The organism is Streptomyces sp. NPDC020996 (assembly GCF_040641355.1).
Taxonomy (GTDB): Bacteria; Actinomycetota; Actinomycetes; order Streptomycetales; family Streptomycetaceae; genus Streptomyces.
Genome location: NZ_JBFADM010000109.1, coordinates 1 through 14487 on the forward strand (window position 1 = coordinate 1; position 14487 = coordinate 14487).

A 14487-nucleotide genomic window follows, 5' to 3' on the forward strand; every position below is an offset into this window, starting at 1 on the left:
AGGCAGGTGGGCCTCATCGGGTGGCCGCCTGCGTCCGGAAACGGAGTCGCAGGAAGAAGTACAGGTAGCAGGCCGCGACGAACGGGATTCCGAAGCCGACCCGCCCCAGCCGGCGGTCGGCCGCGGCGGCCCCAGATCTCCTCCCCGTACCCCGAGCCGCACAGAACGAGGTATGTCATGCCCGAGCCCGCTCCGAGTCGGCGTGCCGTGCCCCCCGGGACCCCGGCCGCCACCGCGTTCGCCACCGTCCCGTCCGCCACCGTCCCGTCCGTCGCCGTCCCGTTCGCCACCGTCCCGTTCGCCACCGTCCCGTCCGCCACCGTTCCGCTCCTCACCGGGCGCGGCGTCCAGCACGGGGAGTCCGTCTGATGCCGGACCTCAGCACGGTGACCCGCGGCCGCGTCCTCTTCGGCGGCGACTACAACCCCGAGCAGTGGCCCGAGGAGACCTGGCACGACGACATCCGCCTCATGCGGGACGCCGGCGTCAACTCCGTCACCCTCGGCGTCTTCTCCTGGGCGAAAATCGAACCCCGGCCGGGCGAGCGGCAGTTCGGCTGGCTGGACACCCTCATGGGCCTGATGCACGAAGGCGGCATCGGCGTCGTCCTCGCCACCCCCACCGCGTCGCCCCCGCCCTGGCTCGGCCGCCTGTACCCCGAGACGCTGCCCCGCGACGAGGACGGCCGCACCGAGTGGTGGGGCGGCCGCCAGCACTTCTCCCACTCCAGCGCCGCCTACCGGCGCCACGCCGCCGCCGTCACCGAGGACCTCGCCGCCCGCTACGCGAGCCACCCCGCCCTCACCATGTGGCACATCAACAACGAGTACTGCACCTACGACTGGGGCGACGAGGCCGCCGCCCGCTTCCGTACCTGGCTGCGCGACAGGTACGGCGACCTCGACGCCCTCAACGCCGCCTGGGGCACTGCCTTCTGGAGCCAGGGCTACGGCGACTGGGAGGAAGTCCTGCCGCCCCGCCGCGCCCACTACCTGAAAAACCCCACGCACGTGCTGGACTTCAAGCGGTTCACCTCCGACATGCTCCTGGAGTGCTACACCGCCGAGCGCGACATCGTCCGCCGGCACACCCCGCACCTCCCGGTCACCACCAACTTCATGCCGCTGTGGGCCGGCCAGGACGCCTGGCGCTGGGCCGAGGAGGAGGACGTCGTCTCCGTCGACATCTACCCCGACCCGCGCGACCCGTTCGCCGCCCAGCACGCCGCGCTCGTACAGGACATGACCCGCTCCCAGGCCCGCGGGCCCTGGATGCTGATGGAGCAGGCGGCCGGCGCGGTCAACTGGCGTGGCGTCAACCACCCCAAGCCGCAGGGCCTCAACCGCCTGTGGTCCTTCCAGGCCGTCGCCCGCGGCGCCGACGCCGTCTGCTACTTCCAGTGGCGCCAGTCCCGGCAGGGCGCGGAGAAGTTCCACTCCGGAATGGTCGGCCACGCCGGAGAACACGGGCGTACCTTCCAGGAGGTCAAGCGGATCGGCGCGGAACTGGCCACGGTCGGCGCCGAGGTGGCGGGCCGGCACAGCACCGCCGACATCGCCGTCCTGCACGACTGGCACTCCTGGTGGGCCGGCGCGCACGAGGCCCGCCTCTCCACCCGCGTCGACTACGCCGACGTGCTCACCACCTGGCACCGCGCCCTGTGGCAGGCCGGCCTCGCCACCGACTTCGCCCACCCCGAGCACGACCTCTCCGCCTACCGGATGGTCGTCGTCCCCCAGCTGTACGCGCTCACGGACGCGGCGATCGACAACCTCCTCGCCCATGTGCGCGGCGGAGGCGTCCTGGTCAGCGGCTTTCTGACCGGCGTGGCCGACCAGGACGACCGGGTGCGGGCCGGCGGCATGGACGCCCGGCTGCGCGAGCTGTTCGGCATCCGCACGCTGCACGAGTGGTGGCCGCTGGACGAGGGGGAGACCGTACGGACCGACGACTTCACCGGCACGCTGTGGTCGGAGGAGATCGAAGAAAACGAGGACGTCTCGGTCGAGGCCGCCTACCGGGGCGGCGAGCTCGACGGCCGGCCCGCCGTCCTGCGCAACGGCCGCGCCTGGTACCTCTCCACGCTGCCCGAGCCCGACGCGCTGCGCGGCCTCCTCACCGGCATCGCGGCCGAGGCCGGCGTCCGCCCGGTCCTGGACGGCCTGCCCGGCCAGGTCGAGGCGGTCCGCCGCGGCGACCTGCTCTTCGTGCTCAACCACGGGCGCGAGCCGGTGACCGTGGAGGTGCCGGGCACCCACCACGACCTGCTGACCCGGGCCACCGTCACGGACCGGCTCACCCTGGAGCGTTACGGGGTGGCGGTGCTGCGGCCATGAGCGTCGTCCACGGCACCTGGGAACCCGCGCCCGCCACCCGCTGGGAGGACGGTTTCCTCAGCGGCAACGGCCGTCACGGCACCCTTGTGTTCGGTCCTCCGGACGACGAGCGGGTCGTCGTCACCCATCACACCCTCGTCCGTCCGGGCGACGGCGCTCCGCCCCGCCCGCCCGAGCTGGCCGACCGGCTGCCCGGCCTGCAGGACCGGCTGCTCGACGGCGACCTCCACGCGGCCGAGGACTTCACCGACGGACGCCCCCTGCAGTGGGTACGGCCCTTCCACCCGGCCTTCCAGATCCGCGTCCGCCGCCCCGCCGCCCCGGCCGGCCCCTACCACCGCGAAGTCGACTTCACCACCGGCGTCGTCGGCATGCGCTGTGAGGGCGCCGAAGCCCGGGTGTTCGTCTCCCGCGCGGACGACGTGATCGTCCAGCACCTCACCGGCCCCGACCTGCTGATCACGCTCGACCACCGGCTCCCCGGCGCGCCCCTCGGGCTCGCCGTCGGCGAGAGCACGGTCCTCACCGCCGAGGGCGCCCTGCTCACCCTGCGCGTCCGCTACCCCGGCAGCGACACCGCCTACACCGGCGTCACCCTGGTCGCCGTCACCGGCGGCCGGGCGACGCTCACGCCGCCCGCCCTGCGGGTCACCGGCGCCGCGTCGGTGCTGCTGCTGACCCGGGTCGTGCGGCACACCGCCGAACCCGACGTGGCCGCCCTCGCCGGCGCCCTGCGCGCGCTGCTGCCGGAGGACGCGGACCCCTGCGACCGCCTCCTGGAGCGGCACACCGCCCTGCACCGCACCGCCTACGCCCGGGTGACCCTCGACCTGGACGCCGACCCCGCCGAACGCGCCCTGCCCGGATCGGAGTTGCTGACCCGCCCGGACAGCCCCGCTCTGCTGGAGCGGCTCTTCGCCGCCGGGCGCTACCACCTGCTCTGCGCCAGCGGCCTCTTCCCGCCCCGGCTGACCGGCCTGTGGACCGGCGACTGGGACACCGCATGGTCCGGCGCCTTCACCAACGACGCCAACCTCAACCTCCAGACCGCCTCCGCGGCCGCCGCCGCCCTCCCCGAGGTCACCGAGGCACACGCTGCCCTGATCGACCGTCAGCAGACGGACTGGGCCGAGAACGCCCGGACCGTCTTCGGCTGCCGCGGAGTCGTCGCCCCCGCCCACACCGACGGCGAGTCCGGGCTGTCGTACCACTTCAGCCGCGAGTACCCGCTGCACCTGTGGACGGCCGGCGCCGACTGGCTGCTCAAGCCGCTCGTCGACCACGACGAGACCCGCGGCACCCGCGACCCGCGCACCGCCGCCGTGCTCGCCCAGGTCGCCCTGTTCTACGAGGACTTCCTCACCCGCACCGACCCGGACGGCCGGCTGGTCGTCGTCCCCTCCTACTCGCCCGAGAACCGTCCCGCGAACGGCAGTTGGGGCGCGATCGACGCGGCCATGGACCTCTCGGCGGCACGGCACGCGCTGCGCACCGCGGCCGACTACCACCCCCGGCACGCCGAGCGGTGGCGCGCCCTCGCCGACCGGCTGCCGCCGCACCGGATCAACGCCGACGGCGCCCTCGCCGAGTGGGCGTGGCCCGGCCTGGAGGACAGCTACGACCACCGGCACCTCAGCCACCTCTACGGCGTCTGGCCGCTCGACGAGATCAACCCCTACGACACCCCCGACCTGGCCGCCGCCGCCCACCGCGCCCTCGAACTGCGCGGCGCCGAGAACGACTCGGCGCACGGGCACCTCCACCATGCCCTCGTCGCCGCCCGGCTGCGCGACGGCGAACGGGTCGCGCACGCCCTGGGCCGGGTCCTCGGCGGCGACTTCTTCCACGCGTCGCTGATGAGCGCCCACTACCCGCGCCGCCACGTCTACAACGCGGACGCCGCGCACACCCTGCCCGCCGTGCTGATCGAGACGCTCGTGCAGTCCACCCCCGACCGGCTGGTGCTGCTGCCGGCGCTTCCGGCGGCGTACCCGAAGGGCCGGCTGTGCGGCGTCCGCACCCGGTTCGGCGCCGAACTCGACCTCACCTGGAGCCCCCACGAAGTGACCGCGGTGCTGCGGCCGAGCCGCACCCACCGGGTCGAACTCCGGACTTCCTCCGGCGCCCGGCCGCTCGATCTGGTCGCCGGAGAAGACCACGTCCTCACCCTGGGGGCGTGGTAACTCCCCGCAATCCCCCCACCCATGGAAGGGACACCATGGCAACACGCACGCTGAAGAAGAGGGTCGCGACCGCGCTGGCGGCACCCGCCCTGGCCCTCGGCATCACCGTCGGCGCCGCCTCCGCCCCCGCCTCCGCGGCCGTCTGGAGCTCCTGCGACCAGTGGGGCAACACCACCCTGAACGGCTACACGCTCTACAACAACATCTGGGGTTCCGGCGCCGGCAGCCAGTGCATCTGGGCCAACTCCGGCACCAACTGGGGCGTCAACGCCAACCACCCCAACACCGGCGGCATCAAGTCCTACCCCAACGCCAAGAAGGTGATCAACAAGTCGATCACCTCGCTCGGCTCGCTCTCCAGCAGCTACAACGTCACGGTCCCGTCGTCCGGCGCCTACAACACGTCGTACGACATCTGGGACACCGGCTACAAGTACGAGATCATGCTCTGGGTCAACAAGACCGGGGCGGTCGGCCCGCTCGGCACCTCGCAGGGCACCCTGACCCTGGGCGGTCACACCTGGACCGTCTACAAGGGCAACAACGGCTCCAACGACGTGTTCTCGTTCGTGCGCACGTCCAACTCCACCTCCGGCACGGTGAACATCCTGCCGATCCTGAAGTGGATCAAGGACACCAAGGGCTGGTTCGGCAACGTGACCATCGGTGACGTGCAGTTCGGCTTCGAGATCACGTCCTCCTCCGGCGGCCTGGACTTCACCGTCAACAGCGAGAGCGTCAGCAGCAGCTGAGCAACGGGAAGAGGGGGAGCCGCCGCGGCCCGCGGCGGCTCCCCCGTCCGTTCCGGTCCCGCGCGGCTACTCCGCCACCGGCAGGCTCGCCCCGTCCCGCAGGAACAGCGGGATGCGGTCCAGCGGAGCGTCGACCGTGACGGACCCGCCGCCCTCGTACGTCTCACCCGTCCACGCGTCCGTCCAGCGCGCGCCCGCCGGGAGGTACGCCGTGCGGGTCGTGGCGCCCGCCGTGAGCACCGGGGCGACCAGCAGGTCCGGGCCGAAGAGGTAGGCGTCGTCGACCGACCAGGCGCCGCGGTCGTCGGGGAACTCCAGGAACAGCGGCCGCATCACCGGCAGCCCCTCCTCGTGCGCCTCCCGCATGACCCGCAGCACGTACGGCCTCAGGCGCTCGCGCAGTCGCAGGTACTTCTCCAGGACCGCGCCGGCCTCCTCGCCGTAGGACCACACCTCGTTGGGGCCGCCGGTCATGTCCGGGCCGAGCGGCATGCCCGGGTCGCGGAAGCCGTGCAGCCGCATCAGCGGGGACAGCGCGCCGAACTGGAACCAGCGGACCATCACCTCGCGGTAGGCCGGGTCGTCCGGGTCGCCGCCGTGGAAGCCGCCGATGTCGGTGTTCCACCACGGGATGCCCGACAGTGCGGTGTTGAGGCCGGCCGCGATCTGGCGGCGCAGGGTCGCGAAGTCGGTGCCGATGTCGCCGGACCACAGGGCCGCGCCGTAGCGCTGACTGCCCGCCCACGCCGACCGGTTGAGGGTGATCACCTCCTCGCCCTCGGCGCGCAGGCCCTCGTGGAAGGTGCGGGAGTTCTCCGCCGGGTAGATGTTGCCGACCTCCAGGCCGGGGCCCGCCCAGTAGCGCAGGTTCTCCTGGAAGCCCGGCTTCAGCTCCGGCTCGCAGGCGTCCAGCCAGAACGCGGTGATGCCGTAAGGGTCGAGGTAGTTCTCCTTCACCCGCGACCACACGAACTCCCGCGCCTCGGGGTTCGTGGCGTCGTAGAAGGCGACCTGGACGGTGGAGGCGACCTCCTTGTCCGGCCAGTCGGCGTGCGCCATCGGACCGTACTGCGTACCGATGAAGTAGCCGCGCTGCTCCATGAGCTGGTGGTTCTCGCTCAGCGGCGACACCGACGGCCAGACGGAGACGACGAGCTTGATGCCCAGCTCCTCCAGCTCGCGCACCATCGCCGCCGGGTCGGGCCACTCGCGGGGGTCGAACTTCCACTCGCCCAGGTGCGTCCAGTGGAAGAAGTCGCACACGATCGCCGAGATCGGCAGCCCGCGCCGCTTGTACTCGCGTGCCACGGCGAGGAGTTCGTCCTGCGTGCGATAGCGCAGCTTGCACTGCCAGAACCCCGCCGCCCACTCCGGCAGCATCGGCGTGCGGCCGGTGACCGCGCTGTAGCGGCGCTGGCCGTCGGCCGGGGTGCCGGCGGTGATCCAGTAGTCGATCTGGCGGGCCGAGTCCGCCACCCAGCGCGTGCCGTTGTGGGCGAGCTCCACCCGGCCGATCGCCGGGTTGTTCCACAGCAGGGTGTAGCCGCGGCTGGAGCTGAGCACCGGGATGCCGACCTCGGCGTTGCGCTGGATCAGGTCGAGGACCAGACCCTTCTGGTCGAGCCGGCCGTGCTGGTGCTGGCCGAGGCCGTACAGCTTCTCGTCGTCGTAGGCGGCGAACCGCTGCTCCAGGCGGTGGTGGCCGTTGCCCACGGCGGTGTAGAGGCGGGAGCCGGGCCACCAGAAGTGGGCGCGCTCCTCGGCGAGCAGTTCCGAGCGGTCGTCGGTGCGCAGGAAGCGGACCAGGCCCTCGGCGTCCATCTCGACGGTGAGGGCGCCGACGGTCAGCCGCCCCCGCCCGTCCTCGATCTTGACGCTGGACGGCGCGGCCGGCGGGTCGTCGAGCAGGGCGCCGGGCAGGCCGTCGAGGACAGGGCCGCCGAGCCGGGCACGGACGCGGACGGCGTCCGGACCCCACGGCTCGACGCGCACGGTCTCCTGACGGCCGCTCCACTCCAGCGCGCCGTCCCGCTCGCGGAAGGTGCCGACGGTGGGTGCGGACTGGGCCAGGCTCACCTGGGGCTGATTCTGGGCAGGCTGATTCACGTGGGGTGCTCCTGAAGGACGTGAAGGTGCCCCGGAGGGCAGCGAGAACTGGGTCAGGAGGTGGCGGAGGGCGCCGGTCCCGTGCTCGCCCGTACCGTCAACTCGGGTGTGAGCAGCACCACTTCGTCCGAGCCGTGGCCGTCGAGCTTGGCGACCAGGCGTTCCACGGCCTGCCGGCCCATCTCCGGGGCGGGGATGGCGACGGACGTCAGCCGCACCGAGGCCTGGACGGCGACCTGCTCCGGGCAGATCGCCACCACCGACACGTCCTCGGGCACGGCGCGGCCCTGCTGGCGCAGCAGGGCGAGCAGCGGTTCCACGGCCGACTCGTTCTGGACGACGAAGCCCGTGGTGCCCGGGCGCTCGTCGAGGATGCGGGCGAGGGTGACGGTCATCGCGCCGTACCCGCCCTCGCACGGGCGGTGCAGCAGGCGGATGCCCAGCTCCCGTGCGCGCGAGCGCAGCCCGTCGAGGGTGCGCTCGGCGAAACCGGTGTGCCGCTCGTAGACCGCGGGGGCCTCGCCGATGACGGCGATGTCGCGGTGGCCGAGCATCGCCAGGTGCTCCACGCACAGCGCGCCGGTCGCCCGGAAGTCGAGGTCGACGCAGGTGAGTCCGGCGGTGTCGGCGGGCAGCCCGATCAGCACCGACGGCTCGTCGGTCGCCCGCAGCAGGGGCAGCCGCTCGTCGTCGAGTTCGACGTCCATCAGGATCATGCCGTCCGCGAGCCCGCTGCCGGTGACGCGGCGGACGGCGTCGGGGCCCTCCTCGCCGGTGAGCAGCAGTACGTCGTACCCGTGCGTGCGGGCGGTGGTGGCGACCGCGATGGCGATCTCCATCATCACCGGCACGTAGATGTCGGTGCGCAGCGGGATCATCAGGGCGATGATGTTCGACCGGTTGCTCGCCAGGGCCCGCGCGCCCGCGTTCGGGTGGTAGCCCAGCTCGCGGATGCTCCGCTCGACCCGCTGCCGGGTGGTCGCGGAGATGGACCGCTTGCCGCTGAGGACATAGCTCACCGTGCTAGCCGAGACTCCGGCGTGCTGGGCGACCTCGGCGAGGGTGACCATCCAGCTCTCCAAGCGGTGTGAAGCGCTTCGACAGTGCGCAGTGCGAACAAGGGTGGGTGAGGGGTGGTTCGACCCTAGCTCCAGCGAGATCGAGTGTCCATAGGTTGTCGAAGCGCTTCGATAGCTTTTCCGGGGTGAGTCCCCGCGCGTCCGGGGTGAGTCCCCGCGCGCTCCACCGCTCTGTCGCCCTGGTGCCCCGGAGCCCCGGTTCCCGGCGGGCGGTGGACGCCCGCCGGCCGTCCGTACCCCGAACCGTCCCCCGGAAGCCGCCCCGGTGCAACTCCGCCACCGGCGGCGTCCGTCCGGCCCAGCAGTCCCCTCACATCGGCTGAACGATTGCACGAAGGGTGGTGCCCGCCCGCCGAATCGGGTACATACGATCGCGTAGAACCCGTCGGTAACCAAAACGGACCAAGATCCCCAATTCGCGGCGAGGTGAGCCTCGATGTCCGCACCAACACCACCCCGGTCGAACGTCACGGAACGTGAGGCCCGGCAGGTGGCGGAGGAAGCCCGGGAGCAGGACTGGCGCAAGCCCAGCTTCGCCAAGGAACTGTTCCTCGGCCGCTTCCGCCTCGATCTCATCCACCCCCACCCACGGCCCGCCGACGAGGCCGCCCAGCGCGGCGAGGAGTTCCTCGCCAAGCTGCGCGACTTCACCGAGACGCAGATCGACGGCGCCCTGATCGAGCGCGAGGCGCAGATCCCCGACGAGGTCGTGAGCGGCCTGAAGGAGATCGGCGCCTTCGGCATGAAGATCGACACCAGGTACGGCGGCCTCGGCCTCACCCAGGTGTACTACAACAAGGCGCTCGCCCTGGTCGGCACCGCCAGCCCCGCCATCGCGACCCTGCTCTCCGCCCACCAGTCCATCGGCGCACCCCAGCCCCTGAAGCTCGCCGGCACCGACGAGCAGAAGGAGACCTTCCTGCCGCGCTGCGCCCGCACCGACATCTCCGCCTTCCTGCTCACCGAGCCCGACGTCGGCTCCGACCCGGCCCGCCTGGCCACCGTCGCGGTCCCCGACGGCGACGACTACGTCATCGACGGCGTGAAGCTGTGGACCACCAACGGCGTGGTCGCCGACCTCCTCGTCGTCATGGCCAAGGTCCCGAAGTCCGAGGGCCACCCCGGCGGCATCAGCACCTTCATCGTGGAGGCGTCGTCGCCCGGCATCACCGTCGAGAACCGCAACGCCTTCATGGGCTTGCGCGGCATCGAGAACGGCGTCACCCGCTTCCACCAGGTCCGGGTCCCCGCCGCGAACCGCATCGGCCCCGAGGGCGCCGGCCTGAAGATCGCCCTGACCACGCTCAACACCGGCCGGCTCTCGCTGCCGGCGATGTGCGCGGGGGCCGGCAAGTGGTGTCTGAAGATCGCCCGCGAGTGGACCGACGCCCGTGCGCAGTGGGGCAGGCGCATCGCCGAGCACGAGGCCGTCGGCGCCAAGATCTCCTTCATCGCCGCGACCACGTTCGCCCTGGAGGCGGTCGTCGACCTGTCCTCGCAGATGGCCGACGAGAACCGCAAGGACATCCGCATCGAGTCCGCCCTCGCCAAGCTGTACGCCAGCGAGATGGCGTACCGCATGGCCGACGAACTCGTCCAGATCCGCGGCGGACGCGGCTTCGAGACCGCCGCCTCCCTCGCGGCCCGCGGGGAACGCGCCGTCCCCGCCGAGCAGTTGCTGCGCGACCTGCGCATCAACCGCATCTTCGAGGGCTCGACCGAGATCATGCACCTGCTCATCGCCCGCGAGGCGGTCGACGCCCACCTGTCGGTCGCCGGCGACCTGATCGACCCCGAGAAGTCCCTGTCGGACAAGGCGAAGGCGGGCGCGAACGCCGGCGCCTTCTACGCGAAGTGGCTGCCGAAACTGGTCGCCGGCCCGGGGCAGCTCCCCGGCGCCTACGCCGAGTTCCGTCACGGGGTCGACCTCTCCCGGCACCTGCGCTACGTCGAGCGCAGCGCCCGCAGGCTGGCCCGCGCCACCTTCTACGGCATGTCCCGCTGGCAGGGCCGGATGGAGACCAAGCAGGGCTTCCTGGGCCGCGTCGTCGACATCGGCGCGGAGCTGTTCGCGATGAGCGCCTCCTGCGTCCGGGCCGAACTCCTGCGCAGCGAGGGCGACCACGGCCGCGAGGCCTACCAGCTCGCCGACGCCTTCTGCCGCCAGGCCCGCGTCCGTGTCGAGGAACTCTTCGGCCGGCTGTGGACCAACACCGACGACATCGACCGCCGGGTCGTCGAGGGCGTCATGTCCGGCACGTACACATGGCTGGAGGAGGGCGTCGTCGACCCGTCGGGCGAGGGCCCGTGGATCGCCGACGCGTCCCCCGGACCGGCGACGAAGGAGAACGTGCACCGGCCCATCCGGTGAGGCCGGGCGGGGCGGCGGCTCAGCAGTACTTGTAGCCGCTGCCCCGCGACGACCAGGTGCACGAGTCGGCCTTCGTGCCACTGGCCCGGTAGAGCTTCGCGGTGTCGCCGGTGTTGTTCCACACGTACCAGGAGCGGCCCCAGTACTTGTCGGTCCCGGTGTCGGCGCCCTTGCCGGTGTGCACCTTCTTGCTGCCGCCCGGGCCGATCTTCACGTCGCCGAAGGTGTACGTGAAGCCCGTCGCGTCCTTGATCTTCCAGTTCTTCAGGGAGACCGTCGACGACGTGGAGTTCTTGATCTTGACCCACTCGGCGTTGAGGCTCGTGTTGGAGCCGGTGTCCGAGCCGGGGCTGTCGTAGTACACCTCGTAGATGTGGACGCTCCCGGCCGCCTCGGCCGGAGAGCTGAGCAGCGTGCCGGTGAGCAGCGCGGCGCCCGCGAGCGCGGGCAGGGCGGCGCGTGTCCGCATGGAATTCCCCCCAAGGGTCCTCGTCTGCCGGCCGGTCGTCCACGGCCGGTGACAAAGTGTTATCACAGGACTTTCACGCGGGTTTCACAAAGGGCGTTTTCGCTGCGATCCGCGCAGTGCGCGACAACCCGCCCGCGCGAGGGACGCCCTGTCCTTCTCGGGGCCCGCCTCGGCAACAATGGGGGGATGAGCGACAGTCCAGCCCCACTCGCCGATCCCCACCTCGTCTACGACCCCGTAGCGGGCGACGGCCCGAAGGACGTGGTGATCCTCGGCTCCACCGGCTCGATCGGCACCCAGGCCATCGACCTCGTACTGCGCAACCCCGACCGCTTCCGGGTCACCGCCCTGTCCGCCAACGGCGGCCGTGTGGCCCTCCTCGCCGAGCAGGCGCACCGGCTCAGGGCGCGGACCGTCGCGGTGGCCCGCGAGGACGTCGTACCGGCCCTGCGCGAGGCGCTCGCCGCCCGCTACGGCGCGGGGGAGCCGCTCCCCGAGATACTCGCCGGACCCGGCGCGGCCGCCCAGGTCGCCGCCTCCGACTGCCACACCGTGCTCAACGGCATCACCGGTTCGATCGGCCTGGCCCCCACCCTCGCCGCCCTGGAGGCGGGCCGCACCCTCGCGCTCGCCAACAAGGAGTCGCTCATCGTCGGCGGCCCGCTGGTCAAGGCCCTCGCCAAGCCCGGGCAGATCATCCCGGTCGACTCCGAGCACGCCGCCCTCTTCCAGGCGCTGGCGGCCGGCACCCGCGCGGATGTCCGCAAGCTCGTCGTCACGGCCTCCGGCGGCCCCTTCCGCGGCCGCACCAGGGAGCAACTGGCCCACGTCACCGTCGAGGACGCCCTCGCCCACCCCACCTGGGCCATGGGCCCGGTCATCACGATCAACTCCGCGACCCTGGTGAACAAGGGCCTGGAGGTCATCGAGGCGCACCTGCTGTACGACATTCCCTTCGATCGGATTGAGGTGGTCGTGCACCCGCAGTCGTATGTCCACTCGATGGTCGAGTTCACGGACGGATCCACGATGGCCCAGGCGACGCCCCCCGACATGCGCGGGCCGATCGCCATCGGTCTCGGCTGGCCCGAGCGCGTCCCCGACGCGGCGCCCGCCTTCGACTGGAGCAAGGCCTCGACGTGGGAGTTCTTCCCGCTCGACAACGACGCGTTCCCGTCGGTGAACCTCGCCCGGCACGTGGGCGAGCTCGCGGGCACCGCCCCGGCGGTGTTCAATGCGGCCAACGAGGAGTGCGTGGAGGCGTTCCGCGGCGGCGCGCTGCCGTTCAACGGGATCATGGAGACCGTCACCCGGGTGGTCGAGGAGCACGGCACCCCGCGCACGGGAACCTCACTCACCGTGTCGGACGTCCTCGAAGCGGAGACCTGGGCCCGGACCCGGGCCCGGGAACTGGCGGCACAGACGGCGGAGGCCCGTGCATGACGACCCTGATGTTCTTCCTCGGCATAGTGGTCTTCGCGTTCGGCCTGCTGGTCTCGATCGCCTGGCACGAGCTGGGGCACCTGTCCACGGCCAAGCTCTTCGGCATCCGCGTGCCGCAGTACATGGTCGGCTTCGGCCCGACCATCTGGTCGCGCAAGAAGGGCGAGACCGAGTACGGGATCAAGGCCGTCCCGTTCGGCGGGTACATCCGCATGATCGGCATGTTCCCGCCCGGCCCCGACGGCCGGCTCGAGGCCCGCTCCACCTCGCCCTGGCGCGGCATGATAGAGGACGCCCGCTCGGCGGCCTTCGAGGAGCTGCGGCCGGGCGACGAGACCCGCCTCTTCTACACCCGCGCCCCCTGGAAGCGGGTCATCGTGATGTTCGCGGGCCCCTTCATGAACCTGATCCTGGCGGTGGCGCTGTTCCTCACCGTCCTGATGGGCTTCGGCATCTCGCAGCAGACCACCACCGTCAGCTCGGTGTCCCAGTGCGTCATCGCGCAGAGCGAGAACCGCGACACCTGCAGGAAGAGCGACCCCGCCTCCCCGGCGGCGGCGGCCGGCCTGAAGGCGGGCGACAAGATCGTCTCCTTCGACGGCGTCCGGACCGACGACTGGAACCAGCTGTCCGACCTGATCCGCGCCAACCCCGGCAGGAACGTGCCGGTCGTCGTCGAGCGCAAGGGCGCGGAGATCACCCTGCACGCGAAGATCGCCAGCAACCAGGTCGCCAAGAAGGACTCCAGCGGCCAGATCGTCCAGGGCAAGTACGTCACCGCAGGCTTCCTCGGCTTCAGCGCCGCCACCGGCATCGTCCGGCAGGACTTCGACGAGTCGCTGACCTGGATGGGCGACCGGGTCGGGGACGCCGTCGACTCCATCGCGAGCCTGCCCGCCAAGATCCCCGGCCTGTGGGACGCGGCCTTCGGCGACGGCAAGCGCGCGGCGGACTCCCCGATGGGCGTGGTCGGCGCGGCCCGGGTCGGCGGTGAGATCTTCACCCTCGACATCCCGGCCAGCCAGCAGCTGGCGATGTTCGTCATGCTGGTCGCCGGCTTCAACCTCTCCCTGTTCCTGTTCAACATGCTCCCGCTGCTGCCCCTGGACGGCGGCCACATCGCGGGGGCCCTGTGGGAGTCGCTGCGCCGCAACACGGCGAAGCTGCTGCGCCGCCCGGACCCGGGACCGTTCGACGTGGCGAAGCTGATGCCGGTGGCGTACGTGGTGGCGGGGATCTTCGTCTGCTTCACCCTGCTCGTCCTGGTGGCCGACGTCGTCAACCCGGTCAGAATCTCGTAGCCATCGGGAGTTCACGACGGCCCGGCACGCTGAGTGCCGGGCCGTCGTGCGTCGGGCGGCGGCTCGGGGCGTGATGTGCCGTCGTGCGTCGGGCGTCGGCTCGGGGCGTGATGTGCCGTCGTGCGTCGGGCGTCGGCTCGGGGCGTGATGTGCCCGGGGCCTCGCCGGTGCCGTAATCTCGGAGCCCGGAGCCCGGAGCCCGGGGTTGACGGGACCGGACCTTGGATCACGACTTGGGGTTGCACAGCAGATGACTGCGATTTCTCTCGGCATGCCGTCCGTTCCGACCAAGCTCGCCGAGCGCCGCAAGAGCCGGCAGATCCAGGTCGGCTCCGTGCCGGTGGGCGGCGACGCCCCGGTGTCGGTGCAGTCGATGACGACGACGCGTACCTCCGACATCGGTGCCACGCTCCAGCAGATCGCGGAGCTGACGGCGTCGGGGTGCCA

At 71.8% G+C, this 14487-nt stretch carries 11 protein-coding genes; 8 read left to right on the plus strand and 3 right to left on the minus strand.

Going from position 1 to position 14487, the window contains the following annotated elements; all coding sequences use genetic code 11:
* The first annotated feature begins 177 nt into the window (after positions 1–177).
* Genes AB0G63_RS37875 through AB0G63_RS37890 form a run of 4 tightly spaced genes read left to right on the plus strand, consistent with a single transcriptional unit; the run spans position 178 to position 5271 of the window.
* Entirely contained in the window at positions 178–369 is a 192-nt protein-coding gene (locus AB0G63_RS37875) for a hypothetical protein (RefSeq protein ID WP_360760045.1), read from the plus strand.
* The gene (locus AB0G63_RS37880; RefSeq protein WP_360760047.1) at positions 369–2336 is read left to right on the plus strand and encodes a beta-galactosidase; all 1968 of its coding nucleotides are present in this window, start codon (positions 369–371) and stop codon (positions 2334–2336) included. Before AB0G63_RS37875 ends, AB0G63_RS37880 begins: the two co-directional genes overlap by 1 nt.
* Positions 2333–4519, plus strand: coding sequence for a glycoside hydrolase N-terminal domain-containing protein (locus AB0G63_RS37885; protein WP_360760050.1), 2187 nt, complete (start codon positions 2333–2335; stop codon positions 4517–4519). Before AB0G63_RS37880 ends, AB0G63_RS37885 begins: the two co-directional genes overlap by 4 nt.
* A 35-nt stretch (positions 4520–4554) precedes the next feature.
* The gene (locus tag AB0G63_RS37890; RefSeq protein WP_360760053.1) at positions 4555–5271 is read left to right on the plus strand and encodes a hypothetical protein; all 717 of its coding nucleotides are present in this window, start codon (positions 4555–4557) and stop codon (positions 5269–5271) included.
* Between the two features lie 66 nt (positions 5272–5337).
* Here the strand turns inward: AB0G63_RS37890 and AB0G63_RS37895 are convergent, their stop codons facing one another.
* Positions 5338–7377: a glycoside hydrolase family 31 protein gene (locus AB0G63_RS37895; RefSeq protein WP_360760054.1), complete on the minus strand. Its 2040-nt coding sequence runs from the start codon at positions 7375–7377 to the stop codon at positions 5338–5340.
* Between the two features lie 53 nt (positions 7378–7430).
* On the minus strand, positions 7431–8447 hold the full coding sequence (locus AB0G63_RS37900) for a LacI family DNA-binding transcriptional regulator (RefSeq protein WP_360760057.1): 1017 nt from the start codon (positions 8445–8447) through the stop codon (positions 7431–7433).
* A gap of 445 nt (positions 8448–8892) precedes the next feature.
* Here AB0G63_RS37900 and AB0G63_RS37905 point away from each other — a divergent pair, with 445 nt between their 5' ends.
* Positions 8893–10827 carry an acyl-CoA dehydrogenase family protein gene (locus tag AB0G63_RS37905; protein ID WP_360760060.1) on the plus strand — a complete coding sequence of 645 codons (1935 nt, stop codon included), beginning with the start codon at positions 8893–8895 and terminating at the stop codon, positions 10825–10827.
* Positions 10828–10846: 19 nt separating this feature from the next.
* Here AB0G63_RS37905 and AB0G63_RS37910 read toward each other — a convergent pair whose 3' ends face one another.
* Positions 10847–11296 (minus strand): lamin tail domain-containing protein, encoded by a 450-nt coding sequence (locus AB0G63_RS37910; RefSeq protein WP_360760065.1) that lies wholly within the window; start codon positions 11294–11296, stop codon positions 10847–10849.
* Positions 11297–11482: 186 nt separating this feature from the next.
* Here AB0G63_RS37910 and dxr point away from each other — a divergent pair, with 186 nt between their 5' ends.
* From dxr to AB0G63_RS37925, 3 genes are all read left to right on the plus strand, one after another.
* Positions 11483–12739: a 1-deoxy-D-xylulose-5-phosphate reductoisomerase gene (gene dxr, locus AB0G63_RS37915; protein WP_360760070.1), complete on the plus strand. Its 1257-nt coding sequence runs from the start codon at positions 11483–11485 to the stop codon at positions 12737–12739.
* 8 nt (positions 12740–12747) lie between these two features.
* Complete coding sequence (locus AB0G63_RS37920; RefSeq protein WP_360760076.1) at positions 12748–14040, plus strand: site-2 protease family protein; 1293 nt, start codon at positions 12748–12750, stop codon at positions 14038–14040.
* 250 nt (positions 14041–14290) lie between these two features.
* Positions 14291–14487: flavodoxin-dependent (E)-4-hydroxy-3-methylbut-2-enyl-diphosphate synthase (locus tag AB0G63_RS37925; protein ID WP_360760073.1), on the plus strand; the 197-nt coding region annotated here is incomplete at its 3' end.